The following is a 25,102-nucleotide window of genomic DNA, read 5'->3' as shown; positions in this document are numbered from 1 at the left end:
CGGGTCATTTCTTGCCTACCTCGTACCGGCGGTTCGGGCGATATTTGTTACCGCATCTCCTGCGCCGGAGTAACGCCAAGAATACCCAAGCCCGCTGAAATCACAACAGAAACGGCACGGGCCAATGCGATTTTCGACTGGCTTGTGGCAACATCGCCATCCTGGATAAAGCGCAACTGGGTTTCGTCATTGCCCTTGTTCCACAGCGCGTGGAAATCCCCTGCAAGTTCATAGAGATAGAAAGCAACGCGGTGCGGTTCATTGGTGCGCGCGGCGATTTCCACCAGACGCGGCCATTCGGCCAGCTTTTTGGCAACGGTCAGTTCCGAGGCATGGTCGTTCTTGCTCAGATCAGCACCGGAGAGGGTCACGTCATCTGCGGCAATCCCGGCCTCAGCAGCACGGCGCAGAACGCTCATCACACGGGCATGGGCGTATTGCACATAGAACACGGGGTTCTCACGGCTTTGTTCCAACACCAAATCGAAATCGAAATCCAAGGGCGCATCGTTCTTGCGGGTCAGCATCACGAAACGGGTCACATCCGGCCCAACCTGATCGACCACATCGCGCAAAGTGACAAAGTTCCCGGCGCGCTTGGACATCTTGAACGGCTCGCCATTCTTCCACAGCTTCACCAACTGCGTCAGCTTGATATCCAGCGGCACCTTTCCACCAGACAGAGCCGACACCGCTGCCTTCATCCGTTTGACATAGCCGCCATGATCGGCCCCGAACACATCGATCAGCGCGTCAAAGCCACGGCTGACCTTGTCATAGTGATAGGCGATGTCGGGCGCGAAATAGGTCCAGCTGCCATCCGATTTCTTGACCGGGCGGTCCACATCATCGCCGTGCTCGGTCGATTTGAACAGGGTCTGTTCACGCGGCTCCCAATCCTCGGGCTTCTTGCCCTTCGGCGGCTCAAGCACGCCCTCATAGATCAGGCCCTTGTCGGTCAGCGATTGCAGCGCCGCTTCGATCCGACCTGTGCCATAGAGCGACTTTTCCGAGAAGAACACGTCCATCTCAACGCCCAGCGCCTTCAGGTCAGCGCGGATCAGGTCCATCATCGCATCCGTGGCGAAGTTGCGCAGATCTTCCAGCCATTCGCTTTCAGGCTTGTCGATCAGGCTGTCGCCGTATTTCTCTTTCAGCGCCTCACCGATCGGGATCAGGTAATCGCCGGGATACAGGCCTTCAGCGATCTCGGGGCTCAGGCCATTAGCTTCGCGATAGCGCTCATACGCCGAGCGCGCCAGTACATCCACCTGCGCACCGCCGTCGTTTATGTAGTATTCGCGGGTCACATCATGGCCGGAATAGGCCAGCAAGCTTGCCAAAGCATCTCCGAACACGGCCCCCCGCGTATGCCCCACATGCAGCGGACCGGTCGGGTTGGCCGAGACATACTCGACATTGACCTTTTGTCCCTGCCCCAAGGTCGAACGGCCATAGTCCGTGCCCTTCTCCAGCACCGCCGTTAGCACGCCTTGCCAGACTGCGGACGCAAGGCGCAGGTTCAGGAAGCCCGGTCCGGCAACCTCGGCGCTGGTGATCCGGTTATCCGCAGCCAGTTTGCCAGCCAGCACATCGGCAATATCGCGCGGCTTCATCTTGGCCGGTTTCGCCAGCACCATCGCCGCATTGGTCGCCATGTCGCCATGCGCTGCATCACGCGGGGGTTCGACAGCCACGTTGTCAAAGCTCAGCCCTTCCGGCAGCGCGCCTTCGGACTGCATCTGTGCCAGCGCGTCCAATACAAGGCCGCGGATCTCGGAAAACAGGTTCATTTCGGATGTCCTTTTGCTTGCCCGGCGGTTTACCACGCAGCACGGCAAGGTCAATGGACGCCTTGGAACAGTTTGAGATCACGATCCCCGACGGCCCACCGGGCAACCAGCGGGACTATGCGTTTTCAGGGCCCCTTCTTTTCGAGGTCATGATCATGGCCGGTGCGGAAGGTAAAACAGCACTTCCCATGGCGTTAGAAGAGTATCAGGCCGAAATCGCTTGGGACAGTATTGCCACCGATAAACCAACCATCACCACGCACGCTGTTGTTTCACCTTTAGGGATCGGAGGGTATGGCCCCACGATGATCGTATTCCCGCCAACAGACGACGCTGATCAATCGACGAAACAAGCGGGTCAGCAAGTCTGGGGCATCGCTTACATCGCTGTGAAGTGATCAGCCTGTCAGCCGGGCGTGATCCTGCAGAGCAAACCGATCAGTCATACCCGCAATGTAGTCCGAAACAATACGTGCCAAAGCGGTCTCATCCTTGGCAGCTTCAATGTCATTGTGCCAGCGCGCAGGCATCTGTTTCGGGTCATTCAGATAAATGGGGAACAGGTCTTCTACAATCGTTGCGACTTCGGCCCGGACCTTCATGACACTGGGCGCACGATACATCCGAGTGAACAGAAACGCCCGGATTTCACGAAGCTGCGCCCACACCCCACTTGAAAACTGTATGACGGGATAGCCAAGATGGCGGATATCCTCGACAGACTGCGCCCCCGAATTTTCAATCAACTCACGGGAGGAGTTGATTACATCAGAAACCATAACGCCAAACACCCGCCGTAGCGCTTCGTGACGCCTGCGATACAGGTCCAGCTTCGGGTACTTTGCGTCTACATCCGCATAACAAGCCCCTACAATGGGAAGATTGCGCAGGTCATCATCTTCAAAAAGCCCTGCGCGCAACCCGTCCAGAAGATCATGATTGTTGTACGCAATATCGTCAGATAGCGCCGCTACCTGTGCCTCTGCACTGGCATGGGTGTGGAGTTCAAGGTCAAAGCCCCGATTGCATTCGGCCAACGCCCAGGGCAAATCACCCACAACCGGGCCGTTATGTTTGGCGATCCCTTCCAGACATTCCCATGTCAGGTTGCAGCCGTCGAACTCAGCGTAATGACGCTCTAACCTGGTCACAATCCGAATAGCCTGTGCATTGTGGTCAAAACCACCATAAGGCTCCATCAAGGCATGCAAGGCGTCTTCACCAGTATGACCAAATGGCGTGTGGCCGAGGTCATGGGCCAGAGCCACAGCCTCGGTCAGTTCGGGGTTCAGATCCAACGCCCCGGCGATGGTTCGCGCCACCTGAGCCACTTCGATGGAATGGGTCAGACGGGTACGATAGCTGTCGCCCTCATGCTCAACAAAGACTTGCGTCTTATGTTTGAGCCGCCGAAAGGCACTGGCATGAATGATCCTGTCCCGGTCGCGCTGAAAGCATGACCGGAAACTGCTCTCGTCCTCAGGCACCAGCCGCCCTCTTGCGCGCACCGGATCCGAGGCAAAACTCGCTCTGACCAAAGGTCTAGTCCTTGTCGCCTGTCCTTGGGTTCCATATATTGTAGGACGCTAAGGAAATAAACCTTTGGAGAGCGGCATGAATCTGCCCCCAACTGTCACTGAACGCGCCTTTGAGCGTCTGGCCGAGATTGGCGCCGCAGACCAGGGACAAGCCCTGCGTGTTGCAGTGGAAGGCGGCGGTTGCTCGGGCTTTCAATACGAAATCGCGTTGGACACCCCAAGAGAGGATGACCTGATCCTTGAAGGCAAAGGCCAGAAAGTTATCGTTGATGCGATCTCGCTGCCTTTCCTTGAGAACGCAGTCATTGATTTCACACAAGAGCTGATCGGCGCGCGTTTTGTGATCGACAATCCAAACGCGACATCCTCCTGCGGATGCGGCACGTCTTTTTCGATGTGAAACCGGTGGGGGCTTTGCCCCCACACCCCCAAGGTATTTCTAGCCAGATGAAGCAGGGATCCGCTCTCTGACCAAACGATCAGAGAGCTTCACCTGGCGCGGTCATCGGCGCCTCCGCCTGTACCGCTTCAGCAGCATTGATCGAGTTGGTTAAGAATCCGTTTCTTCATCTGGCTGAAAATACCTCGGAGCGCGAGGCAGAGCCTCGCAAACCTGCCCTCCACCTTGCCGCTGGGTTCATTCTGAGCGATAGGTTGCCAATTGCTTCGGAGGATCGCGCATGAAAATCGCCACATTCAACATCAACGGCATCAAAGCGCGGGCCGAGGCCCTTCCCCGGTGGCTGGATGACGCGCAACCCGACGTCGTTCTTTTGCAGGAAATCAAATCCATCGATGAAAATTTTCCACGCGAGATGTTTGAAGAGCGTGGATACAACGTGGAAACCCATGGGCAAAAGAGCTTCAACGGCGTGGCCATCCTGTCGAAGCTGCCGTTGGAAGATGTCTCGCGCGGTCTGCCGGGGGATGACCATGATGAACAAGCACGCTGGATCGAGGCGACAGTCATCGGCAAAAAAGCTCTGCGAATCTGCGGTCTGTACCTACCAAATGGCAACCCGGTACCTGGCCCGAAATACGACTATAAGCTGGCTTGGATGGAAAGACTGTACCAGCGCGCGCGTGATCTGATGGACAGTGAAGAGCCGGCACTCATGGCGGGCGACTACAATATCATCCCGCAGGCCGAAGATGCCAAACGTCCTGAGGCATGGCGAGAGGACGCGCTGTTCCGGCCCGAAAGCCGCGCAGCATTTCGCAAAGTCATGAATCTTGGATTCACCGAGGCGTTCCGGGCCACGACCCAAGGCCCCGGACATTATTCATTCTGGGACTACCAGGCCGGTGCCTGGAACCGGAATGACGGCATTCGGATCGACCATTTCCTGTTGACCCCTCAGGCTGCCGATCTGATGCGCGATTGCCGTATCGACTTTGAAATCCGGGGACATGAAAAACCTTCAGACCACGTGCCGGTTTGGGTTGATCTAGATCTGTAAACTCTCAAACCGTCGGATCGTAGCTGTATATCCACTCGTATCGCTGCGCCAGCTTTGGACCTAGCGCCATCAAGGCGGCCTGAGCAGCCAGACGCATCGGGCCGCTCAGGTGAAAGTTACGAGCATTTGACCCTGCGGCTGCTACGACTTTGCGAGCTCGCGGTTTTCGGGCACTTTCATAAGCAGCCAAAGCCTTAACGATCCCGGACTCCAATTCGAATGCGCGGGCAAGGCACCAAGCATCCTCCAACGCCAAACAGGCCCCTTGCGCCATGAAGGGCAACGTCGGATGTGCCGCATCCCCCAGCAAGACGATGCGACCGTTTTGCCATTTCTCGGCAACCGGTCGCAGGAACAAAGCCCAAATATTGACCTGTTCGACCTGCGCCAGAATCGTGCCAACTTCCCCACCGAAATCCGCAAACCGCGCGCGCAAGTCGTCTGGATTTCCTTCCTGACGCCATCCCTCCTCGTGCCAGTCTGATCGTTCTTCGACCGCAACGATGTTCATCTGATTCTGATCGCGCAGAGGATAAGTCACCACGTGACGTCTGGGCCCCATGGTCAGCGCGGCACGCGGCGTCTGGTCAGAATGTCTCCACGGAATCGTGGCCCGCCATGCAACTTGATGGGTGAACGCGGGTGTTTCGAGGCCGTTGAGGATCGGCCGGATCACACTGCGCCCCCCATCTGCCGCAATGGCACATTCAGCCCGAAGTCTTTCGCCGCTTTCCAGAACAATCTCGGCCTCTCCGGGGTGTTTGAGCACTTCGGTGACGCGCGATTCCAGACGTAACTCCACCCCTGCACGCACGGCGGCTTTATGCAGCAAATCAAGCAGGTCAGCGCGGTGGTAGTAATAAGTTGGTCCGGCGGCGGGACTGGGTACGCGGCTGATCACCCGCCCCTTGCGGTAATCACGCAGCACCGTACCAAACGATTTCTGGGCGAACGCGGGCTTGCCTTGTGCAACGCCAAGAGCCCTCAGCACAGTCATGCCATTGGCGCTGATTTGCAGGCCAGCGCCAACTTCGGTCAGTTCGCTAGCCTGTTCGAGCACAGTGACCTGTGCGCCCCTGACTTGCAATGCAAGCGCGGCAGCCAGGCCGCCGATGCCCCCACCAATAACGCAGAAATTCAAACCGTGGATATTCATGTCCCCGCCATAACGCAAAAACGCCGGAGCCACAGGCCCCGGCGCTTGAGTTTTTTACCCAGAATCCGGCGATCAATCGTCGCGGTGGACCTTTTCGCGGCGCTCGTGGCGTTCCTGTGCCTCAAGCGTCATTGTGGCAATCGGACGCGCGTCCAGACGTTTCAGCGAAATCGGATCGCCGGTCTTTTCACAATACCCGTATTCGCCCTCTTCGATACGGCGCAGGGCCGAGTCGATCTTGGCGACCAGCTTACGCTGACGATCCCGCGTGCGCAGTTCAAGTGCACGGTCGGTTTCCTCGCTTGCGCGGTCTGCGACGTCCGGAATGTTACGGGTATTGTCCTGCAAACCTTCGATCGTGTCGCGGCTGCCTGCCAATAGTTCTGTCTTCCAATCCAGCAGCTTGCGACGAAAATACTCAAGCTGACGATCATTCATGAAAGGTTCATCTTCGGCCGGACGGTAGTCCTCCGGCAGAAAAACTTCCTGCTTCATATTTGCTCCCTCGGTATGGCCAGAAACGTCGGTCGCGGTTGTTTCACCTGACATTTGGCTCTCCCTTCTGCGCAGCGTTTAGCCGACGGGCCGTGGAATGTCACTACACAAACGTTGCATCCACAGTCGCCCGCGCGGATTTGTCTAAATATGAGACAAACATCAGGAAAACCTTGTTTTTATATGAAATTCACCAGGCTTTTTTGAGGCACGTCGCGTGATGCGCCGGTGTCGGCGACGGACGAATCAATCAAAAGCGCTTGGAGACGCAGTAAAATTCCTGTTGACCGACGCAGGGACGCGGGTTGTCAAAAACCTTGCCGCTCTGTAACCCGGAAAACACAGTTTGCCCGACCATACCGCACAACCACACGAGAGGCCCATGACAGCACGTTTTCAAGGTACAGCCGAATATGTCGCCACAGACGATCTGACCATTGCCGTGAACGCCGCCGTCACACTCGAGCGCCCTCTGTTGGTCAAAGGGGAACCCGGAACCGGCAAGACCGAACTGGCCAAACAGGTCGCCGGTGCACTGGGTCTGCGGATGATCGAGTGGAACGTGAAATCAACGACACGCGCGCAACAGGGCCTTTACGAATACGACGCGGTCAGCCGCCTGCGCGACAGCCAGCTTGGCGAAGAGCGCGTGCATGACGTGTCAAACTATATCCGCAAGGGTAAGCTGTGGCAGGCGTTTGAGGCCGATGAAAAAGTTGTTCTTCTGATCGATGAGATCGACAAGGCGGACATCGAATTTCCCAACGACCTTTTACAGGAACTCGATAAGATGGAGTTCCATGTCTACGAGACCGGCGACACGATCCGGGCCAAGAACCGGCCCATCGTCATCATCACGTCGAACAACGAAAAGGAACTGCCCGACGCATTTCTGCGCCGGTGTTTCTTTCACTACATCCGCTTCCCTGATGAGACCACAATGCGCCGCATTGTCGAAGTGCACCACCCCGGTATCAAGGACGCGCTTTTGACCACCGCATTGACCCAGTTTTATGAAATCCGCGAGACACAGGGTTTGAAGAAAAAGCCTTCGACCTCCGAGGTTCTGGACTGGCTGAAACTGCTGCTGGCCGAAGACCTGACCGCCGACGACCTCAAGCGCGATGGGGCCAATGCCCTGCCGAAGCTGCATGGCGCATTGCTTAAAAATGAACAGGATGTGCATTTGTTCGAACGGCTGGCCTTCATGGCGCGCGGCAAACGGTAGCTTAAACCTGAACAAATTGGTGATCTTGGCTTGCGTTGCTTCACCCCGGGTGTCAGCATCGCAGGAGTGACCGGATCAACCTCACAGAATTGGACAGATCGCTTGGCGAACACACTGAAAATCCGCCCCCTTCGCGCCGAAGACAAGGATCAGTGGGCTGACATGTGGCGGGACTATCTGGCGTTTTATGAAACCGCCCTGCCCGCAGAAATCTACGAGACGACGTTTTCAAGACTGTTGGGCGGTGATCCGCAGGATTTTTCCTGTTTTGTCGCCGAGCAGGATGGCACTCTGGTCGGGCTGACGCATTACCTGTTTCACCGTCATGCCTGGAAGATCGAAAAGGTCTGCTACCTGCAAGACCTTTTTGCCCGACCCGAAGCCCGTGGCACAGGCGTGGGCCGAGTACTGATCCAGGCGGTTTACGACGAAGCCGACCGGGAAGGTGCGCCGTCGGTTTATTGGCTGACGCAGGAGTTCAACCAAACCGCGCGGCAACTTTATGACCGCATCGGAACGGTCACACCGTTCATCAAGTATTCCCGCTCATGATGCGTTGGTCCGCTCTTGTTGTAGCGTTGTTTGCGGCGGGTTGCACATCGGTTGAACCTATTCAAACCGTTCCGGTATCCGACGAGATCCGCTCGGTTGAGGCGGCACTGCCACCCACCAAATCCTTCGGCGCTCCCCGTCCCTGGCCACCCGCCCGATCCAACAAGAACATCGCCGAGGATTTTGTGTCGCTGCACTTCGCGCTGGAAAGCGGCGCTGCCCTGCCGGTGTTTACCCGGTTTGAAACACCGGTCACAGTACGGCTGACCGGGGCGCCGACCGCCAGTATGCAGCAGGATCTGACGCGCCTGCTGAACCGTTTGAAACGTGAAGCCGGGATCAATATTCGGCAGATCCAAGACGGTCAGGCCAATATCACGATCGAGGCGGTCAGTCAGGAAGACATCCTGCGGATTCTGCCCAACGCCGCGTGTTTCGTGGTACCGAATGCCTCAAGCCTGGACGAATACCGCCGTGACCGCCGCAAGGCCAAAAGCAGTTGGACCGAGCTGCGCCGACGCGAAAGGCTAGGGATATTCATTCCGTATGATGTCAGCCCTCAGGAAATACGTGATTGCCTTCATGAGGAGTTGGCGCAGGCGCTGGGTCCTCTGAATGACCTCTATCATTTGCCGGATTCGGTGTTCAACGATGACAATATTCACACCGTTCTAACCGGGTTTGACATGCTGATACTGCGCGCCACCTATGCGCCAGAGCTGCGTACAGGCATGAGCCAGGAACAGGTGAAATCCGTGATCCCCGACGTGCTGAGCCGCCTGAACCCGCGTGGCGACCGGCTGGCTGTTCAACCCGCTACCGAGACACCCCGTGAATGGGTAGACGCCATTCAAAAATCGCTGGGTCCCGGGCCGGGATCACCGCGGCAAATGCGCGCCGCCAGGAAGGCGGCCCGCATTGGTCAGCAATTGGGATGGACGGATCACCGTCGCGCTTATCCCCACTATCTGCTTGGCCGGATGGAACAGTTCCGCAACCCAAACGAAGCGCTTAGACAGTTTCAGATTGCCCAGCAATTTCTGAAGGCGACGCCTGGCACCGAGGTTCATCAAGCCTATGTGACCACTCAAACTGCCGCATTTGCGCTGGCTCAGGATCAGGGACCACGTGTTTTGCCCGAGCTTAACAATGCCATCAACGTGATGACCAGGGCCGAGAATGCCTCGATTCTGGCCACATTGCTGCTGTTGAAGTCTGAAGCCTTGAGACAGGCCGGACAGCTTCAGCAGGCCCGTTCGGTCAGGCTGGACAGCATTGGTTGGGCGCGATACGGGTTTGGTTCGCAACTGGTGGCCCAGTCTTTGGTTGAAAGCGCAGGCCAGCGGAGCTCGGGCAGCAGGACAGACGGGTGAATCACAAATGGTGGTAGTTTTGGGAATGGCGATCCTAGGGGCGATCCTGGGCGCTTTGACCGCAAAAAAACGCAATGGAAACGGGGCTGACATGGCGCAGTATGCTGCTGGCTACGGGATCGCATTTGCGCTTCTTGGGCTGGTAATCTCGTTGATTCTGGTGCGCATGGTGGCGTGACGCGATGTTTTTGCCCTTTTTCGAAAACCTCCGCAAAGCAGGCATCCCGGTCTCACTTCGGGAGTATCTGACCTTTCTGGAGGGTATGAAGAAGGGCTTGGCCACCTATGATGTTGAAGCGTTCTACTATCTCGCCCGCGTGTCGATGGTGAAGGATGAGCGCAACATCGACAAATTCGACCGTGCTTTTGCAGCCAGTTTCGAAGGACTGAACGAAATCAGTTTCGATCAGGTTCTGGAAGCTGTCGATATCCCCGCCGATTGGCTGGCCAAGATGGCTGAAAAGCACCTGTCGGACGAAGAAAAGGCCGAAATCGAAGCGCTTGGCGGGTTCGACAAGCTGATGGAAACCCTGCGCGAGCGTCTGAAGGAACAACAAGGCCGCCATCAGGGGGGCAACAAGTGGATTGGCACAGCCGGAACATCTCCGTTTGGTGCGTATGGATATAACCCCGAAGGCGTCCGCATCGGTCAAAAGGAAAGCCGCCATCAGCGCGCCGTCAAAGTCTGGGACAAGCGGGAATTCAAGAATTTAGACGACACAGTTGAACTGGGCACCCGCAACATCAAGGTCGCCTTGAAGCGTTTGCGCCGCTGGGCCCGTGAAGGGGCGGCTGAAGAGCTGGATCTGGACGGCACCATCCGCGCCACGGCTGAACATGGCTATCTCGACGTCAAGACCCGCCCCGAGCGTCACAACGCGGTCAAGGTGCTGTTGTTTCTGGACGTGGGCGGATCAATGGACCCGCATATTAAGGTAGTCGAGGAACTGTTTTCCGCCGCCCGTACTGAATTCAAGCATCTGGAATACTACTACTTCCACAACTGCCTTTATGAAGGTGTTTGGCGCGACAACCGCCGTCGCTGGGATCAACAGACCCCCACCCACGAAGTTCTGCGCACTTATGGTGGCGACTATAAGTGTATCTTTGTTGGCGACGCCTCGATGAGCCCGTACGAAATCGCCTATCCCGGCGGTGCCAATGAACATTGGAACCAGGAAGCCGGGCAAGTCTGGCTACAACGCGCGCGGGACCAATGGACATCCAACCTCTGGATCAATCCGGTGCCCGAGAAGTATTGGGAATACACCCATTCAATCGGCATGATCCAAGAGATCTTCGAAGATCGCATGGTGCCCATGACACTTGCCGGACTGGAACAGGGCATGCGGGAACTGACGCGGTAGGTCGTTCCCCGAAAATGAAAGAAAAAACGCGTGCCACTGATTATTGCACTGCAATAGGCTGCTGGAATTTAAGGTTTTATCACCTTGAGACACAGTCTAAGGTGCATCTGGAAAAGTGGCATTCCCGCCCGGGTTTCGGGGCACACGCTCATCCACGCAAGACTTGAGGTTCGCACATGGCAACAGAATTCGCTGAAGACGGTGGCTCGGTCTGTTATCGCGGCGTTAGAATTCACAAAAAGCCCGGTTTGTTCACCCGCAGAATTCCGAGATCCATGAGGCTGGGACGTTACGAAACAGCCGAGTTGCGCCATGCCGAACGGTGCATCGAACAAGGCGAGCGGGTTCTGGATATCGGAGCCGGGGTCGGTTTTTTGTCCACAAAGATCGCCCAGATCGAGGGTGTCGACAAAGTTGTTTCGGTCGAAGCAAACCCGGCCCTGATCGACGTGATACAAGCAACCTTTGAAGAAAACGATGTGTCCGACAAAGCCGAATGTCTTCATGGCATCCTTGGGCAAACAAATGATGGCAACACTGTCGATTTCTATATCCGCAAGAATTTCTGGGCCTCATCCCTGAGTGGCGAGGAAAGAGCCTATACCGAAAAAGTCGATGTGCCGATTTTGGACTTCAATGACATTGTCGCAAAGTTTGCCCCAACACTGATCATATGTGACATTGAAGGTGGTGAGGCAGACCTGTTCCAACAGTGCGACCTGCGTTCTGTGTCCCGCCTTGTCATCGAGGTCCATCCGGGGATTTATGGCCAAAAAGGTCTGGCCCGGGTGTTTCAAGCGGTGATGGATCAAGGGTTTGTTTTGGATATCCGGGCCCCTCGCGCCGGTGATGTTCTGACGTTTATGAATATCAACCACATTTCTGAATGAAACGGCACGAGGCGCAGCTCAGCCCTGTCCTGATCCTTCTATTGACTGCAGTAAAGTTTGTATTGCCCTGACGCCGTTGCGGCCCCATATCTAAGCCATGTTGCGTTTCACCCCGATCCTGCTGGCCATTGCCTATGGTCTTGTGATGTACCGGATTTCCGTCTGGCGTACCCATCGGGAACTGGATGCGAAATCGACGGAACTGGCTGACCCTGCATTGAAACGTATGACGGACCGTCTGGCGGCCGCTTTGGGTATCGATCGGGTGCCCGTTTTTATCTACGAGATCGACCCGGTGAACGGTCTTGCAGCCCCAGACGGTCGGATTTTCATTACGCGTGGGTTTTATCGGAAGTTCCGCAATGGCGAGGTCTCGGCCGAGGAAATGGCCAGCGTTATCGCACATGAGCTGGGGCATGTCGCCTTGGGACATGCGCGGCGGCGGATGATTGATTTTTCCGGTCAGAACGCAATGCGGACGGCGTTGATATTGGTACTGAACCGGTTCATCCCGTTCATCGGCGCGATGATTGCCAATGCTTTGACCGCCCTTTTGGCCTCACGTCTGTCACGTGGGGATGAATATGAGGCAGATGAGTATGCTGCTGCTTTGCTGACCAAGGCCGGTATCGGAATTGGACCGCAAAAATCGCTGTTTCACAAGCTGGAGGACCTGACGCAGCAGCGCGCCGGGGTCGTTCCTGCGTGGTTGATGAGCCATCCCAAGACGGATGAGCGGATTGCAGCCCTTGAAAAACTTGAACAGCGTTGGGCGCGTGGCTGAGGGCGCGCAGCGAGAGGCCAGCCTCTCGCGCTCTCCGAGGTATTTTTAGCCAGATGAAGCAGGATCGCTTTTACGTGGTAAGGGCTTTACCCAAACGTGGAAGGCGGGCTTTTTTCATCAATGTGCGCAAGGTCCATTGATCACCTGAAAGACGGTTAGCCTCGGCAAGGACTTGAGCCGCGAGTGCGTTCATCCCGATTGCGTCTGCTTGCCAGAAACCGTGAAGCAGGCTGTCTGGGTCACGGCGCTCAAGGCCTTCTTCGGCCAGGATATTCTTGGGAAAATCCTTGGCGTTCACCGTCACGATTACATCGGCGGAAGCCGCAACTGCAGTCGCCAGCACGTGGATATCTGCGGCATCCGGCAGCCAAAGGCGGTTTTGCAACCCTTCGTTCGGCGCGCGCTCGGCATCCGGCCAATTGGCTTGTGTCAGTGAGATTTCGGCACGGGCTTGTGCCTCACCCGTTGGGCCAAGTTTGCGGGCGGCGCGGGCCCATTCCTCGAGGATGCGTGCAGACCAGATCGGGGTGAAATGACCCAGACGCGCAGCCCCCAACAGCATCTCGCGCATCACCGTGGGGTAGATCACGCAGGTGTCGAGAACGGCTTTCATAAGCGATAGAACACTGCTTTGAGATAGCCGCTTTCCGCCAGTTGCGGCAATTGCGGGTGATCCGGGCCCGCAAACCCGGTGTGGATCAGTTGTGCCTGCCGTCCGGCCCGACCAATCCCGCGGGATGAGGCATCGCGGAACCGCCCCAGATCCGCAGCGTGCGAACATGAGCACAGCCCCAGATAACCGCCGGGTTTGACCAGAGGTGCGGCCAGTCGAGCGATCCGCTCATAGGCGCGCAACCCTGCATCCAGCGCTTGTTTCGACGGTGCGAAAGCAGGCGGGTCGCAGACTACGACGTCAAACTGCGCGCCCTCTTCCCCCAATTGGGCCAACACGTCGAACGCGTCGCCCTGCCGGGTTTGGAACTTGTCAGCAAGGCCCGAAGCCTCAGCGCCCTTTGCCGCCAACTCCAGTGCGGCGGCAGAGCCATCCACAGACAGCGCCTGCCCTGCACCGCCTGCCAGCATGGCGAGACCAAAACCGCCCACATGGCTGAAGACGTCCAACACGTGCGCTCCCGAATGTACCAGCCGCGCGGCAAAGGCATGATTGGGACGCTGGTCATAGAACAGGCCGGTTTTCTGCCCGCCGGTCAAATCGGCCATATAAGTCGCGCCATTCATCGGCACCGGCAGCGGTGCATCGGGTGTGGTGCCGCGCAGGGTTTGGTTGACGTCGTCCAGCCCCTCCAGCCCACGTGTGCGGCCTGAGGCGTTTTTCAGCACCGTGATCACGTCAGTCACCTTGACCAAAGCATCGGTCAGCAGGTCCAGGTGTGCCTCGGCCCAGGCCGAGTTCGGCTGGATAACGCAGGCGTCACCGAAGCGGTCGATGATCACGCCGGGAAAGCCATCCGCCTCGGCATGGAGCAGGCGGTAGTACGGGGCGTCAAACAGGCGTTCGCGCATCTCGAGGGCGCGCCGCAGGCGGGTTTCGAACCAAGCGGCATCAAGCTGCGCGTCAATATCACGGTCCAGCACCCGGCACATGATCTTGGACTCGGGGTTGACCGCCACCAGCGCGATGGGCGCGCGTTTTTCATCCTCAAGCACGGCCAAAGCGCCCGCCGGGATCTTGCGCGTGCGGCGGTCGGTGACGATGTCATTGGCATAGACCCAGGGGAAGCCATGGCGCAAGCCGCGCGCATTGGCTTTGGGTTTCAGGCGGATACGGGGGCGGTCGGCAGATTGGGTCATGGCGCTCTCATAGTCAGGAACGCGCCGGTCGAAAACCCCTAGCGGTTACGAGACCGCCATCCGCCTCGACGTTTGGGGGTCTGAGCCGCCTGAAGACCCTCGCTCAGGACATGTGTCATGGGATGATCGGGGTTTTGGTCCATGTAGCCTGCGTGCAATTCCGCCAGCGCTGTATTCTGATCGCGATCGGCAGGCAGGCTGAGCGCCCAGTCCAGAAAGATGCTGCGGCATTCGGGCAAGGTAATGCCCTCAATGCGGTAAGCTTCGCGGATCAGACCCTTATGGTCGTTGGGATCAGTGCTGCGCGTCATCTTCGCCCTCGTTGATCACGCCTCCGATCAGATCGGCTGCGGTCGTGTAACTTTCCTGCAATGCTGCCTGTAGGGCCTCGACATGTTCGAACCCGGTCGCGCGGCACAAAAACGCCGCGCCGCCCTCGCCTATTTTGTCGGCCTCGATGACCTTGCCCGACAGCAGTCGGGCGGCACATTGCACAGACCAGCATAAATCATAGCAGTCTTTCAGCGATTGCGCCTGCGCGACATCCAGCAATCCGGCTGCGACGGCCCCATCCAGACCCGATGATACATCGCGCTGCGCCGAGCCTGCCAGCAAAGCGCCGGTTTCGGCCATCAGTTCGATGTCCATCAGACGCCCCGGTCCGTTCTTGGCATCCCAGATGCCCGCAGGTGCCTTGGCGGCAGCAAGGCGCGCGCGCATTTCGGCGACTTCGCGAAGCACATTACTCTGTTCCCTTGGCCGCGACAGGAATTCGGCCCGGAAGGATTCAATATCTTCGGCCAGCCCTGCGTCTCCAGCGACGACATGCGCGCGGGTCAGGGCCAAATGCTCCCAAACCCAGGCTTCGTTTTGCTGATAGTTGGTAAAGCTGGCCCAGCTTGTTGCCACCGGCCCCTGGTTACCTGAAGGGCGCAACCGCATATCGACCTCATACAAGCGCCCTTGTGACATGGGTGCCGAAAGTGCAGTTATCAGCGCCTGAGTACAGCGCGCGTAATAGGTGCGCGTGGCCAATGGGCGCGGACCGTCTGACATCTCTTCGTCCTGCGGATCATAGATCACGATCATGTCCAGATCGGACTGCGAATTAATACGCCCCGCGCCAAGCGAACCCATACCCAAAATGGCGGCTCCACGACCGGGCGCGGGACCATGTTTGCGGGCAAAGTTCTCGGTGACATAGGGAAGTACGGCTGCAATCACCGACTGAGCAAGCTCTGCATATTGCTGACCGGCCTGCGCCCCGTGAATAAGGCCGCGCAGATGATGCACCCCAATGCGAAAATGCCATTCCTTGCACCAGCGCCGCGCCAGATCGAGTTGGGTTTCATAATCCGTTTCTTCCGAAAGGGCTTGTGCCAGTTCGGCCTGCAGCGCCTCTTGCCCCGGCCAATCGGTAAAGAAACTGCCCCCGATCACCGCGTCAAATACAGACGCATTGCGTGACAGGTGCGAAGCCAGCGCATGAGATGTGCCAACAATATCGACCAAAAGATCGATCAGATGCGGGTTTGCTTCGAACAAGGAAAACAGCTGCACCCCGGCGGGAAGACCGGCCAGAAACCCGTCTAAAGCCATAAGCGCCTCGTCCGGTTTGGCTGTCTTAGAGAGGCGCGAAAGCAATTCGGGCCGCAGGCGTTCGAAAATCCGCGCGCCCCGCTGGCTTCGCAGCGCCGGGTATGTCGTCCAGCGCGCCAGTATATTCTTGTCAAACTCGACGTTCTGCACCGGCGTAGAGGCCGGTGATTGACCCGGCGCAAAGAACCCCTCGGTCAGCTCATGCACTTCGGTCAGGCGGCACATGAGGTCTTGTGTCAGCTCTGCATTGCTGATCCCCATAAGACAGGCAACGCGTTCGATCCCATCGGGTGAATTTGGTACCTTGTGGGTCTGCGCGTCGTGGATCATCTGAATACGATGCTCGACCTCTCGATGCGCCCGGTAATGATCGGTCAGTTTCTCGGCCACGTCCTCTGGCACCCAGCCTTTTGACGCCAGCGCCGACAGCCCCGGAACAGTTCCCCGCACGCGCAGGTCCGCATCACGCCCACCAGCGATCAGTTGGCGGGTCTGGGTGAAAAACTCAATCTCTCTGATGCCGCCCTGCCCCAGCTTCATGTCGTGGCCCGGGATGGACAAAGACCCACCAGTTCCTTTGTTTTCGCGGATACGCAGACGCATATCATGGGCGTCCTGAATGGCCGCAAAGTCCAGATGGCGGCGCCAGACAAAGGGGCGCAGGCTGTCCAGGAACCTTTGACCCGCCCCCAAATCCCCGGAACAGGGCCGCGCCTTGATATAGGCGGCCCGTTCCCAGGTACGGCCAAGGCTTTCATAATATCGTTCAGCCGCCTCCATCGCCATGCAAACCGGGGTCACGGCGGGATCTGGGCGCAGCCTCAGATCGGTCCGAAACACATACCCGTCTGCTGTCTTGTCACTGAGCGTCGCGCAGAAATTCCGCGTTGCCCGGACCATGCCCTGACGGGCCTCGTAGAAATCGTCGGAGTCAAAACGCGTCTCGTCAAACAGAACAATCAGATCAATGTCCGAGCTGTAATTCAGCTCATGCGCGCCCATCTTGCCCATCGCAAGAATGACCAGCCCAGCTGCGTTTTCGACGTCATCTTCAGTCATTCCGGGCAGTTTCTTGCGCCGGATCAACGCAGCGATCTCGGCCTTGGCCGCAATATCCGCGGCCAAGGCTCCGAAATCCGTCAGGGCCGCCGTGACCTTTTCCAGCGGCCACGCACCTGCAATATCAGCCAAGGCGGTAAGCAGCGCCAAACGTCGCTTGGCCTGACGCAAGCCGGGTTTCAACTGATCGGGCGGCAGATCACGCGCGGCATCCATGACGTTCGCCAGCGCCTGATCCGGATGTGACAAGGCCCCAGGCAACCAGCCTTTCTCACGCTCGATCAGACCTTTCAGATAAGGGCTGGACCCGGCAGTGCCCGCCACGAGCTCACCCATTTCCTGCGACAAATCTGGCATCAGGGCCCGCGCTTCATCCCCCAGAGACGGATCAAAAGCACGTGGAAGTCGGGTAATGGCAAGTGCGTCAGTCATGCGCGCACCCTGCGCATCGCCATGCGCCATCGTCAATGGGGTATTCTGATCAGATATCCTGAACGGGTGTATCCTGACTGAAACTGTTAACCCAAACGTCGTTGCGCCTTTCCCAGAGCGAGGAAATCAGCATTACGTCGCCTCCGGTTGCACCCGGTCTCTGGTAATCGGCCCGATAGGACAACAACACAATGTCAGGTGTCAGCACACGCAACCGCGCATCACTGAGATCAAACTCTGCCATCGTCGGCGCATCCGCAAACTGACCGACGTGATCGTCTCGGTTGGCAAACCCGGTTGGGTAAACTCCCAGAAAATCCGCACTCAGCAAAGCGCGGTCTGCGCTTGCATTTCCTTCAACCAGCGCGGTCCAGACCTGCTTTTCCAGGTCAAGAATGTCATTCAGCGAAGGAGCCGTTTTGTTTTCAGTCATATTCATGGCCGCACCCTGCCGTCAGAGACATTCACCATCAACTGTATAGTGGAATGTAAATCTTTTTCACATTACCCCTTGTATCACCCGAAGGCGCCCCCATCTAGACAATGTGAAAACAGTTTACATCAACCCTGGAGAGCTTTCATGACTGCACTGTCCGACCCCGCCGTCCCCGCCAATCCGGGATGGCTTTACCGAATTGAGGCCTGGCTGGATGACAAAGGCAAAGGGGCCTGGATCGCCGCCATGGTCCTTGGTTTCATCTTCTTCTGGCCTGTTGGCCTTGCCCTTCTGGCCTACATGATCTGGAGCAAACGCATGTTCAGCAAGTCCTGCAGCCGCCGCAAATCCTGGCACAGCCACATGAGCGCAATGAAGCCTTCGGGTAACAGCGCTTTTGACGCCTACAAGGCTGACACTCTGGCCCGCCTGGAGCGCGAACAGCAGGATTTTGAAGCTTTCCTGCGCCGTCTTCGCGAAGCCAAAGACAAGGCTGAATTCGACCAGTTCATGGACGAACGCGCCCGCGAAAACCACGAAGAAAACGGCACAGGCGCACCTGCCTGATAGCCCTTGCCCTGCCCCGGTTATTCGGGTCAGGGTGCACCAACCCTATCTTTCGGACGTGACGAATGAACCACCTGCCCAACCCGGATACTCAACCAGAATTCTACAGCTCGGTTGCGACCAAGCGCTTTGTCGCGTGGCTGTTCGATATCGCCTTCATCTCGCTGCTGTGCATCGTGCCCGTCTTCCTGACCTTCGGTGCGGGGCTGTTTTTCCTTCCGCTGATTTACGCTGTGATCAGCTTTGCGTATCGGGTCATCACCATCTCGAACGGCTCAGCTACGCTGGGTATGCGCTTCATGGGCATCGAACTGCGTGACGCATTCGGCGAGCGGATGGATATGGGCAAAGCCATCGCCCATACTGCCGGTTATTTCGTCAGTATGGCGTTTTTCGTGGTCCAGATCATTTCGATCATCATGATGCTGACCAGCGCCCGTGGTCAGGGTCTGACCGACAGTTTCCTGGGGACTGTGATGATCAATCAAAGGGCGTGAAAACCAGTTGTGTGAATCACTTGGCGGTCTCGGAAACGGTTGCTATCATCCGTCCCGAGGCCAGATGGGAACTTCATGCGACACACGCTGCCAATAGCGCCACAGTTTTATGTTACCGCTCCGCAACCCTGCCCTTATCTCGACGGCAGGATGGAGCGTAAACTGTTCACAGCCCTTCAAGGTGAAGGCGCGGAACAGTTGAACAATTCCCTGTCTCAACAGGGGTTTCGTCGGTCGCAGAATGTGCTCTATCGCCCGTCGTGCACCGATTGCGCGGCCTGTCTGTCCGCTCGGATCGATGTGTCGGCCTTTCGCGCCACCAAAAGCCAGAAACGCGCAGCCAAGCGCAACGGCTACCTGGAACGCCGCGCAACGTCACCCTGGGCCACAGACGAACAATACGAGTTGTTCCGCCGTTATCTTGACACACGGCACGCCGACGGGGGCATGGCCGACATGGATGTGTTCGAGTTTGCCGCCATGATTGAAGAAACCCCGATCCGCAGCCGCGTTGTGGAGTATGCCGACCCGGAAACCGGCAACCTCATCGCCGTTAGCCTGACCGATGTGCTCGATGACGGGCTGAGTATGGTCTATTCCTTCTACGATCCCAACCAACCCCAGAACTCTCTGGGCACTTACATGATCCTGGATCATATTGAGATCGCGCGAGAAGCCGGGCTTCCCTATATCTATTTAGGCTACTGGGTCCCCGGCAGTCCCAAAATGGGTTACAAGGCCAAGTTCACAGGGCTTGAAGCCTATATTCAGGGGCAATGGCGAAAGATCAAAGACCCAGGTGCCTATTCCGATGCATCGCATCACCCGTTGTCATCTGCGCCCATAGCCGAACAAGTAGCGAATATTCAGCTACCTGACCGCCACCCTACCAAAAGCTGACCAAATAATGAAGCAGTCCCTGCATGCGGTTGCCCTTGTGGTGCCCGACTATGATACCGCGATCTCATTCTACACCAAAACGCTCAAGTTCCAGCTCCTGCAAGACCTCGCGCTCGGCGACGGCAAACGCTGGGTACTGGTCGCCCCGCCCGGATCGACAGGCAGCGCCCTTCTTCTGGCAAAAGCCGACGGCCCCGACCAAAAAGCCGCTATTGGCAACCAAACCGGCGGTCGTGTGGGTTTCTTCCTGCAAACCGATGATTTCGACCGCGATCATGCTGACATGCTGGCGCAAGGTGTCACATTCGAAGAGGCCCCACGTTCCGAACCCTATGGCCAGGTTGCCGTCTGGCGCGATCCCTTCGACAATCGGTGGGACCTGATCCAGTTCAGCTGATCCGCAGCTTCATCTGGCCCCTTCTCCGGTACAAACAAGAAAAGGGGGCCATTAGGCCCCCTTTGCATTTTGGTAACCGGGATCAATTCGGGATCAGGTCCGGGACGATCGTGACGATCGAGGGGAAGAACCACAAGATCGCAATGCCGACCACCTGGATCAACACAAACGGTATGATCCCGCGATAGATATGACCCGTCGTGACCTCTTTTGGCGCGACCCCCCTCAGGTAGAACAACGCAAAGCCAAAGGGCGGCGTCAGGAACGAGGTCTGCAGGTTCACAGCCACCATGATCGTCACCCATTTCGGATCGAAAGATCCACCATAAATCACCGGCCCCACAATGGGGATCACGATGTAGATGATCTCGAGGAAATCCAGTACAAAACCCAGAATGAACAGCACCAGCATCACGATCAGGAAGACCGTGAACTCGTTGTCAAAGCTCTTCAGGAACTGCTGGATATAGTGCTCACCTCCAAACGAGATCACCACAAGGTTCAGTAACTGTGATCCGATCAGAATGGTGAAGACCATCGAGGTTACTTTGGCTGTCTCGCGAACAACAGGCGTCAGAACACCGCTCGAAAACAGCACCCAACAGCCGTAAATCAAGCCGAACAGGGCAAAAAGGTAAGCGCCGTAAGCGACGATAAACGCAACCCAAGTTTCAAATGAAACACTGCCCTGCGAAATGCGCAGATCAAAGTTAACCCCCATCAGCAAGGCAATGATCACGGCAAAGGTTGCCCAGATGATCACCTTGCCCGACCGGCCCTGATCCTGAAGTTTGCGATACGCCGCCAGCATGATCGCACCACCCGCGCCCAGCGCAGCCGCCGGTGTCGGGTTGGTCACGCCCCCCAAGATCGACCCCAGCACCGCGATGATCAGAACCAACGGAGGAAACACAACGCGGATCAGATCGTTGGTGGCGCATCGTGCGGCAGCTTCCTTGCAGCCATAGATGGCGAGTGCAAATGGCAAAGCCAGCAGAAGGAAAGTGGCCCCCGAAGAGGTTGTCGGCGAAATCAAAAGGATATCGACCAAAGCCATCAGCAGCAGGCCAATTGCCCCCAGGATCAATGGCTGCGGTGAACGCGAGGGCGCAATCCCGCGGCCCAGAACCAGTGTCAGCCCCAAAAGAACAATGGTCACTGCCACGCCCGTTCCAATCGGGGCCGCTGCGGCGATCTTCTCTTGCTGTGCGGCCGCCAGTTCCTCTTCACTCAGGCGTTGAGCATCCGCAACACCTCCTGCGGCATCGATTGCTTCCTGCTCGACAACAGCCTGATCCCAGGCTGACTGACCGTGCAGCTCGATCATCGAGGCTTTGCATTCTTCTGACACGTTCGTGCGCAGCGAGGCACTCTGTCCAACGTCCGAGAAGGCTGAGACCGCAATGTTCTGACTTCCAATCACGCCGACATTGCCCAGAAGAACTGCCCCGACAATCAGAGCAACCGGAGCGCCCAGCAGCCAGGTCAGTCCCTCGGACCGGGTGATTGTCTCGCCTGACCCGCCTGAAATTTCCACCGCCGGTGCTTTGTGCGGGTTCAGTAACGCATAGCCAAAGGCATAAAGCGCATAGAGCAAGGCCAGCATGATCCCCGGCAACAAGGCCGCTTGGAAGAGCGTCCCAACCGAAACAACAGCGGGCTCGCCCAGGAAGGTCAAAGCATCGGTACAACCTGCCTCAATGGCGCGCGTTTCCTGTGCTGTCGAATACAGATCCCCAGCCAGAGTGCCCAGCAGAACGATCACAATCGACGGCGGGATGATCTGCCCCAAGGTACCCGATGCAGCGATGACACCGGTTGCCAGTTCGGGAGCATAGTTGTTTCGCAGCATGGTCGGCAGTGCCAACAGGCCCATGGTCACAACCGTCGCGCCCACAATCCCGGTCGACGCGGCAAGGAAAGCACCCACAACCACGATCGATACGGCCAGACCGCCCGGCAGCGGGCCAAAGACACGCGCCATCGTGGTCAGCAGGTCGTTGGCAATCTTTGAGCGTTCCAGCGTAATACCCATTAGAACGAACATCAGCACGGCCAACAGCGTCTCGATGGACTGACCCGCCAGAACGCGTTCGTTCATTCGGTTCACGATGAAGGAGACGTTGCGATCCAGCGCCGTTTCCCAGCCTTGCACAAAGACCGGTTCGGCGATCCTTGGCAAATCGGGGTATCGGAACACGGATATCGTGTCGGGTTTCACCCCCGAGTTCACGATATCCCGATAGGCTTGCGAGCCCGTGTCTATCGCCTGGTGGATCAACAGACCCGCACTGTCGAGCGCAGCGATGATCCCGAAAGAAATGACCCCGGCCCCACCGATGGCAAAAGCCACCGGAAACCCGGAAAGAATGCCTCCGAAGAGGCAGAAGAATACGATAATGAGGCCTATCTCGACGCCATCAAGTCCGAATAGCATTGTCTGGTTCTCCGTCCTTAATGCGCGCCTTCATAGGCTTCTTCACCCTCACCAAGGCTGTCCTTGTCGAGGTATTTTCCGGTGCTTTCCGGCCCTTCCACATACTCAAGATACGACCGGTACAGGAATGCGATGGCATGCAGGAACACCATGGCCGCAAAGGCAACCAGAAGGATCTTGAACAGGAAGTATGCGTTAAAGCCATTGGGGCTGAACCCGATGGTCTCCACATTCCAGCGCAGCGCGCGGGACTTGGCCACCAGACGATCCAGCGTGTCACTGGCCGAAGGTTTCGGCACGATCAGGTGCCGCCACATGAAGTACCAACCATACATCCAGGTCAGCACAGCCATGGGCATCATGAACAACACCGCGCCTAACATATCAACCACGCGCTTGGCGCGGTGGCTGATGCCGGCGTAGATCAGGTCAACGCGCACATGCCCGCCCTGCACAAATGTGTAGGTACAGCACAGACAAACCACCATTGCGTTGTAAAGTTTCAGTTCTTCCGCAAACCAGCTGATGTCCATCTGGAACGGGATCCCCAAGCCGAACGACATATCAGGGCGCGTAAACACCCGCTGCATGAAGACAATCACGATCTGCTGAATCACCATCAGCAGACCCGCCCACGCAAAGAAGCGGCCGGTAGTGTTTGCAAACCCTTCCAGCCCACGCACGATGGCCCACATGAAGTTCCGGTAGTAGAGCCCGATTGCGGTCAGAACCAGAAAGAAGGTGAAAACCACGAAGAAGAACTCGACCGAGCCTCCGTAGTAGACAAAGCGCATGATCGCCTCTTTGTCGGACCAGTTCAGCCAGAGCTGCGGATGCGTGATAGCGTATCCGAAATTATAGAAGGCTTCGGCAATGTTCTGAATGAACCAGATCAGTCCATTCCACAGGGCGCCGAAAAACGAAATACCGTTGTCGTCCTGCATGTTGTCCCCGGGTCTCGTCAGTTGCATTGCTGATTATAGCGGCATGATGGGTCCGCGCATATGCAACAGGAAAGGCTTCCCCGCTGATGCGGGGAAACCGTTTGCTCATTTGGCTCGAATTTAGCCGCGAACGCGGTCGCGCTGAGCGGTGTAGGCACCCGACGACAGGTTGATCCAAGCAGACGAAGCCGCCATAGACGCCATTGCGCTGTCGTGGATTTTCTTAAACAGCTCGTCGCCCATGTTCTCGTCCAGAACCTCTTGCGACGCCTGGCCAAATGCATCCCAAACGCTGTCCGGGAACTCCATGACCTTCACGCCGCCCGACTGCAGACGCTGCAGGGCTGCACCGTTATTGGCCAGGAACTGCGCCAGATTCCACTGGTGCGCTTCGGCCGCTGCGATCTCGATGATCTTCTGCTGTGCAGGTGTCAGTTCGTCAAAGACGTCACGGTTTGTGGCCAGCGACAGACCCGCGCCTGGCTCATGGAAGCCCGCAGTATAGTAGGTCTTGGTGATTTCCTGGAAGCCCGCCTTTTCGTCGGCCCAGGGACCGATCCACTCGGTTCCGTCAATCGCACCCGAGGACAGCGCCTGATACACTTCCGAACCCGGAATGTTCTGAACCGACGCGCCCAGCTTACCCAGCGCCTGGCCACCCAGGCCCGGCATACGGAACTTCAGGCCCTGGAAATCTTCGGGGCTGTTGATCTCTTTCGAGTACCAGCCACCCGCCTGCGCGCCGGTGTTCCCGGCCAGGAAAGACTTGAGGCCAAAGATCGAACCCAGCTCGTCATGCAGCTCCATGCCGCCATCGTGGTAATACCAGTTCACCAGTTCCTGCGCGGTCATGCCGAACGGAACAGCAGTGAAGAAGGCATAGCCCGGGTGCTGACCCACAAAGTAATAGTCCGCCGCGTGGTACATATCGGCCTGACCGGACGACACCGCGTCAAAAACCTCAAACGCGCCAACCAGCTCACCAGCGGCCTTGATCTCAACATTCAGGCTTCCGTCCGACATCGCGTTGATGCTGTCGGCACAGCGCTGCGCGCTGTCAAACACGCCCGCCAAGCCACGGCCCCACGACGTCACCATGGTCAGGGTACGCTGGCCCTGAGCATAAGCCGGCGCCGCCAGAGCGGTTGCTGCAGCTGCCGATCCGCCCAGCGCGGATTTTTTCAAAAATGAACGACGATCCATATGAGTGTTCCTCCCCTTCATAGTCATAATCCGGCACAGCCGGACCTGTCGTATTCAGTGCGCGTCAGACTAATGACAGTGTTGTGAATGGGAATACCTACTACTGCGTAGAAAGCCGGGTTTCTGACCTTTTTTAGCGAGAAAACCCTTGGTGAGTTCCAGTTCAGCCGGGCTTTTGACGTC

At 57.4% G+C, this 25,102-nt stretch carries 26 protein-coding genes; 14 read left to right on the top strand and 12 right to left on the bottom strand.

The window, feature by feature from the left end; translation table 11 throughout:
- Positions 1 to 47 precede the first annotated feature (47 nt).
- Entirely contained in the window at positions 48 to 1,793 is a 1,746-nt protein-coding gene (gene argS, locus GOV85_RS15600) for an arginine--tRNA ligase (protein WP_171179780.1), read from the bottom strand.
- A 53-nt stretch (positions 1,794 to 1,846) separates the two neighbouring features.
- Between argS and GOV85_RS15595 the strand changes: the two genes are divergently transcribed.
- On the top strand, positions 1,847 to 2,191 hold the full coding sequence (locus GOV85_RS15595; RefSeq protein ID WP_171179779.1) for a hypothetical protein: 345 nt from the start codon (positions 1,847 to 1,849) through the stop codon (positions 2,189 to 2,191).
- Here the strand turns inward: GOV85_RS15595 and GOV85_RS15590 are convergent, their stop codons facing one another.
- Complete coding sequence (locus GOV85_RS15590; RefSeq protein ID WP_171179777.1) at positions 2,192 to 3,331, bottom strand: deoxyguanosinetriphosphate triphosphohydrolase; 1,140 nt, start codon at positions 3,329 to 3,331, stop codon at positions 2,192 to 2,194.
- A gap of 76 nt (positions 3,332 to 3,407) precedes the next feature.
- Here GOV85_RS15590 and GOV85_RS15585 point away from each other — a divergent pair, with 76 nt between their 5' ends.
- Both GOV85_RS15585 and xth read left to right on the top strand, forming a co-directional pair.
- Positions 3,408 to 3,731, top strand: a complete 324-nt coding sequence (locus tag GOV85_RS15585; protein ID WP_171179775.1) for an iron-sulfur cluster assembly accessory protein — start codon at positions 3,408 to 3,410, stop codon at positions 3,729 to 3,731.
- A 280-nt stretch (positions 3,732 to 4,011) separates the two neighbouring features.
- On the top strand, positions 4,012 to 4,791 hold the full coding sequence (gene xth, locus GOV85_RS15580) for an exodeoxyribonuclease III (protein ID WP_171179773.1): 780 nt from the start codon (positions 4,012 to 4,014) through the stop codon (positions 4,789 to 4,791).
- A gap of 4 nt (positions 4,792 to 4,795) precedes the next feature.
- Here the strand turns inward: xth and GOV85_RS15575 are convergent, their stop codons facing one another.
- Together GOV85_RS15575 and dksA are read right to left on the bottom strand one after the other, a co-directional pair.
- On the bottom strand, positions 4,796 to 5,980 hold the full coding sequence (locus tag GOV85_RS15575; RefSeq protein ID WP_371813609.1) for an FAD-dependent monooxygenase: 1,185 nt from the start codon (positions 5,978 to 5,980) through the stop codon (positions 4,796 to 4,798).
- 39 nt (positions 5,981 to 6,019) lie between these two features.
- Positions 6,020 to 6,442: an RNA polymerase-binding protein DksA gene (gene dksA, locus GOV85_RS15570; RefSeq protein ID WP_050602554.1), complete on the bottom strand. Its 423-nt coding sequence runs from the start codon at positions 6,440 to 6,442 to the stop codon at positions 6,020 to 6,022.
- A gap of 382 nt (positions 6,443 to 6,824) precedes the next feature.
- Between dksA and GOV85_RS15565 the strand changes: the two genes are divergently transcribed.
- The 7 genes from GOV85_RS15565 (at position 6,825) to GOV85_RS15535 (ending at position 12,636) form a co-directional block, all read left to right on the top strand.
- Positions 6,825 to 7,670, top strand: a complete 846-nt coding sequence (locus tag GOV85_RS15565) for a MoxR family ATPase (protein WP_171179770.1) — start codon at positions 6,825 to 6,827, stop codon at positions 7,668 to 7,670.
- 102 nt (positions 7,671 to 7,772) lie between these two features.
- Positions 7,773 to 8,222, top strand: coding sequence for a GNAT family N-acetyltransferase (locus GOV85_RS15560; RefSeq protein ID WP_348540093.1), 450 nt, complete (start codon positions 7,773 to 7,775; stop codon positions 8,220 to 8,222).
- Positions 8,219 to 9,595: a DUF2927 domain-containing protein gene (locus tag GOV85_RS15555; RefSeq protein WP_171179768.1), complete on the top strand. Its 1,377-nt coding sequence runs from the start codon at positions 8,219 to 8,221 to the stop codon at positions 9,593 to 9,595. The genes GOV85_RS15560 and GOV85_RS15555 overlap by 4 nt, the downstream gene beginning before the upstream one ends.
- A gap of 7 nt (positions 9,596 to 9,602) precedes the next feature.
- Complete coding sequence (locus tag GOV85_RS15550; RefSeq protein ID WP_171179766.1) at positions 9,603 to 9,773, top strand: hypothetical protein; 171 nt, start codon at positions 9,603 to 9,605, stop codon at positions 9,771 to 9,773.
- Between the two features lie 4 nt (positions 9,774 to 9,777).
- A complete protein-coding gene (locus tag GOV85_RS15545; protein ID WP_171179764.1) occupies positions 9,778 to 10,962 on the top strand; it encodes a VWA domain-containing protein in 1,185 nt (394 codons plus the stop codon).
- 176 nt (positions 10,963 to 11,138) lie between these two features.
- The gene (locus GOV85_RS15540; protein WP_171179762.1) at positions 11,139 to 11,852 is read left to right on the top strand and encodes an FkbM family methyltransferase; all 714 of its coding nucleotides are present in this window, start codon (positions 11,139 to 11,141) and stop codon (positions 11,850 to 11,852) included.
- Between the two features lie 97 nt (positions 11,853 to 11,949).
- Positions 11,950 to 12,636 carry a M48 family metallopeptidase gene (locus GOV85_RS15535; RefSeq protein WP_171179760.1) on the top strand — a complete coding sequence of 229 codons (687 nt, stop codon included), beginning with the start codon at positions 11,950 to 11,952 and terminating at the stop codon, positions 12,634 to 12,636.
- 70 nt (positions 12,637 to 12,706) lie between these two features.
- On the opposite strand, the gene GOV85_RS15530 is transcribed toward GOV85_RS15535, so the two are convergent.
- From GOV85_RS15530 to GOV85_RS15510, 5 genes are read right to left on the bottom strand one after another with little or no spacing between them, the layout of a single operon-like run.
- A complete protein-coding gene (locus GOV85_RS15530) occupies positions 12,707 to 13,249 on the bottom strand; it encodes an RSP_2648 family PIN domain-containing protein (protein ID WP_171179758.1) in 543 nt (180 codons plus the stop codon).
- Positions 13,246 to 14,448, bottom strand: coding sequence for an RSP_2647 family RNA methyltransferase (locus tag GOV85_RS15525; RefSeq protein WP_171179756.1), 1,203 nt, complete (start codon positions 14,446 to 14,448; stop codon positions 13,246 to 13,248). Before GOV85_RS15525 ends, GOV85_RS15530 begins: the two co-directional genes overlap by 4 nt.
- A gap of 38 nt (positions 14,449 to 14,486) precedes the next feature.
- Entirely contained in the window at positions 14,487 to 14,759 is a 273-nt protein-coding gene (locus GOV85_RS15520) for a hypothetical protein (RefSeq protein ID WP_171179754.1), read from the bottom strand.
- Positions 14,743 to 17,538 (bottom strand): glutamine-synthetase adenylyltransferase, encoded by a 2,796-nt coding sequence (locus tag GOV85_RS15515; RefSeq protein WP_171179752.1) that lies wholly within the window; start codon positions 17,536 to 17,538, stop codon positions 14,743 to 14,745. The genes GOV85_RS15520 and GOV85_RS15515 overlap by 17 nt, the downstream gene beginning before the upstream one ends.
- Before the next feature lie 49 nt (positions 17,539 to 17,587).
- Positions 17,588 to 17,977 carry a nuclear transport factor 2 family protein gene (locus tag GOV85_RS15510; protein WP_171179750.1) on the bottom strand — a complete coding sequence of 130 codons (390 nt, stop codon included), beginning with the start codon at positions 17,975 to 17,977 and terminating at the stop codon, positions 17,588 to 17,590.
- A gap of 141 nt (positions 17,978 to 18,118) precedes the next feature.
- Here GOV85_RS15510 and GOV85_RS15505 point away from each other — a divergent pair, with 141 nt between their 5' ends.
- From GOV85_RS15505 to GOV85_RS15490, 4 genes are all read left to right on the top strand, one after another.
- Positions 18,119 to 18,541, top strand: a complete 423-nt coding sequence (locus GOV85_RS15505; RefSeq protein ID WP_171179748.1) for a DUF2852 domain-containing protein — start codon at positions 18,119 to 18,121, stop codon at positions 18,539 to 18,541.
- 65 nt (positions 18,542 to 18,606) lie between these two features.
- Complete coding sequence (locus tag GOV85_RS15500; protein WP_171179746.1) at positions 18,607 to 19,038, top strand: RDD family protein; 432 nt, start codon at positions 18,607 to 18,609, stop codon at positions 19,036 to 19,038.
- 75 nt (positions 19,039 to 19,113) lie between these two features.
- Positions 19,114 to 19,938, top strand: coding sequence for an arginyltransferase (locus tag GOV85_RS15495; protein WP_171179745.1), 825 nt, complete (start codon positions 19,114 to 19,116; stop codon positions 19,936 to 19,938).
- A 7-nt stretch (positions 19,939 to 19,945) separates the two neighbouring features.
- Complete coding sequence (locus GOV85_RS15490; protein WP_171179743.1) at positions 19,946 to 20,335, top strand: VOC family protein; 390 nt, start codon at positions 19,946 to 19,948, stop codon at positions 20,333 to 20,335.
- An 82-nt stretch (positions 20,336 to 20,417) separates the two neighbouring features.
- Here the strand turns inward: GOV85_RS15490 and GOV85_RS15485 are convergent, their stop codons facing one another.
- The 3 genes from GOV85_RS15485 to GOV85_RS15475 all read right to left on the bottom strand — a co-directional run bounded on the left by GOV85_RS15485 (position 20,418) and on the right by GOV85_RS15475 (position 24,919).
- Positions 20,418 to 22,772: a TRAP transporter large permease subunit gene (locus GOV85_RS15485; protein WP_171179741.1), complete on the bottom strand. Its 2,355-nt coding sequence runs from the start codon at positions 22,770 to 22,772 to the stop codon at positions 20,418 to 20,420.
- A gap of 17 nt (positions 22,773 to 22,789) precedes the next feature.
- On the bottom strand, positions 22,790 to 23,716 hold the full coding sequence (locus tag GOV85_RS15480) for a TRAP transporter small permease subunit (protein ID WP_171179739.1): 927 nt from the start codon (positions 23,714 to 23,716) through the stop codon (positions 22,790 to 22,792).
- Between the two features lie 120 nt (positions 23,717 to 23,836).
- On the bottom strand, positions 23,837 to 24,919 hold the full coding sequence (locus tag GOV85_RS15475) for a TRAP transporter substrate-binding protein (RefSeq protein ID WP_171179737.1): 1,083 nt from the start codon (positions 24,917 to 24,919) through the stop codon (positions 23,837 to 23,839).
- Positions 24,920 to 25,102: the final 183 nt, after the last annotated feature.

It is taken from the genome of Ruegeria sp. HKCCA4633, from assembly GCF_013034605.1.
GTDB lineage: Bacteria > Pseudomonadota > Alphaproteobacteria > Rhodobacterales > Rhodobacteraceae > Ruegeria.
This window is presented reverse-complemented; position numbering and strand designations above follow the sequence as displayed.

Coding starts and splice junctions, on each gene's coding strand:
- argS (WP_171179780.1), bottom strand. CDS start 1,793: ATGAACCTGTTTTCCGAGATCCGCGGCCTTGTATTGGACGCGCTGGCA.
- GOV85_RS15595 (WP_171179779.1), top strand. CDS start 1,847: ATGGACGCCTTGGAACAGTTTGAGATCACGATCCCCGACGGCCCACCG.
- GOV85_RS15585 (WP_171179775.1), top strand. CDS start 3,408: ATGAATCTGCCCCCAACTGTCACTGAACGCGCCTTTGAGCGTCTGGCC.
- xth (WP_171179773.1), top strand. CDS start 4,012: ATGAAAATCGCCACATTCAACATCAACGGCATCAAAGCGCGGGCCGAG.
- dksA (WP_050602554.1), bottom strand. CDS start 6,442: ATGAAGCAGGAAGTTTTTCTGCCGGAGGACTACCGTCCGGCCGAAGAT.
- GOV85_RS15565 (WP_171179770.1), top strand. CDS start 6,825: ATGACAGCACGTTTTCAAGGTACAGCCGAATATGTCGCCACAGACGAT.
- GOV85_RS15555 (WP_171179768.1), top strand. CDS start 8,219: ATGATGCGTTGGTCCGCTCTTGTTGTAGCGTTGTTTGCGGCGGGTTGC.
- GOV85_RS15550 (WP_171179766.1), top strand. CDS start 9,603: ATGGTGGTAGTTTTGGGAATGGCGATCCTAGGGGCGATCCTGGGCGCT.
- GOV85_RS15545 (WP_171179764.1), top strand. CDS start 9,778: ATGTTTTTGCCCTTTTTCGAAAACCTCCGCAAAGCAGGCATCCCGGTC.
- GOV85_RS15540 (WP_171179762.1), top strand. CDS start 11,139: ATGGCAACAGAATTCGCTGAAGACGGTGGCTCGGTCTGTTATCGCGGC.
- GOV85_RS15535 (WP_171179760.1), top strand. CDS start 11,950: ATGTTGCGTTTCACCCCGATCCTGCTGGCCATTGCCTATGGTCTTGTG.
- GOV85_RS15530 (WP_171179758.1), bottom strand. CDS start 13,249: ATGAAAGCCGTTCTCGACACCTGCGTGATCTACCCCACGGTGATGCGC.
- GOV85_RS15525 (WP_171179756.1), bottom strand. CDS start 14,448: ATGACCCAATCTGCCGACCGCCCCCGTATCCGCCTGAAACCCAAAGCC.
- GOV85_RS15520 (WP_171179754.1), bottom strand. CDS start 14,759: ATGACGCGCAGCACTGATCCCAACGACCATAAGGGTCTGATCCGCGAA.
- GOV85_RS15515 (WP_171179752.1), bottom strand. CDS start 17,538: ATGACTGACGCACTTGCCATTACCCGACTTCCACGTGCTTTTGATCCG.
- GOV85_RS15510 (WP_171179750.1), bottom strand. CDS start 17,977: ATGAATATGACTGAAAACAAAACGGCTCCTTCGCTGAATGACATTCTT.
- GOV85_RS15505 (WP_171179748.1), top strand. CDS start 18,119: ATGACTGCACTGTCCGACCCCGCCGTCCCCGCCAATCCGGGATGGCTT.
- GOV85_RS15500 (WP_171179746.1), top strand. CDS start 18,607: ATGAACCACCTGCCCAACCCGGATACTCAACCAGAATTCTACAGCTCG.
- GOV85_RS15495 (WP_171179745.1), top strand. CDS start 19,114: ATGCGACACACGCTGCCAATAGCGCCACAGTTTTATGTTACCGCTCCG.
- GOV85_RS15490 (WP_171179743.1), top strand. CDS start 19,946: ATGAAGCAGTCCCTGCATGCGGTTGCCCTTGTGGTGCCCGACTATGAT.
- GOV85_RS15485 (WP_171179741.1), bottom strand. CDS start 22,772: ATGCTATTCGGACTTGATGGCGTCGAGATAGGCCTCATTATCGTATTC.
- GOV85_RS15480 (WP_171179739.1), bottom strand. CDS start 23,716: ATGCAGGACGACAACGGTATTTCGTTTTTCGGCGCCCTGTGGAATGGA.
- GOV85_RS15475 (WP_171179737.1), bottom strand. CDS start 24,919: ATGGATCGTCGTTCATTTTTGAAAAAATCCGCGCTGGGCGGATCGGCA.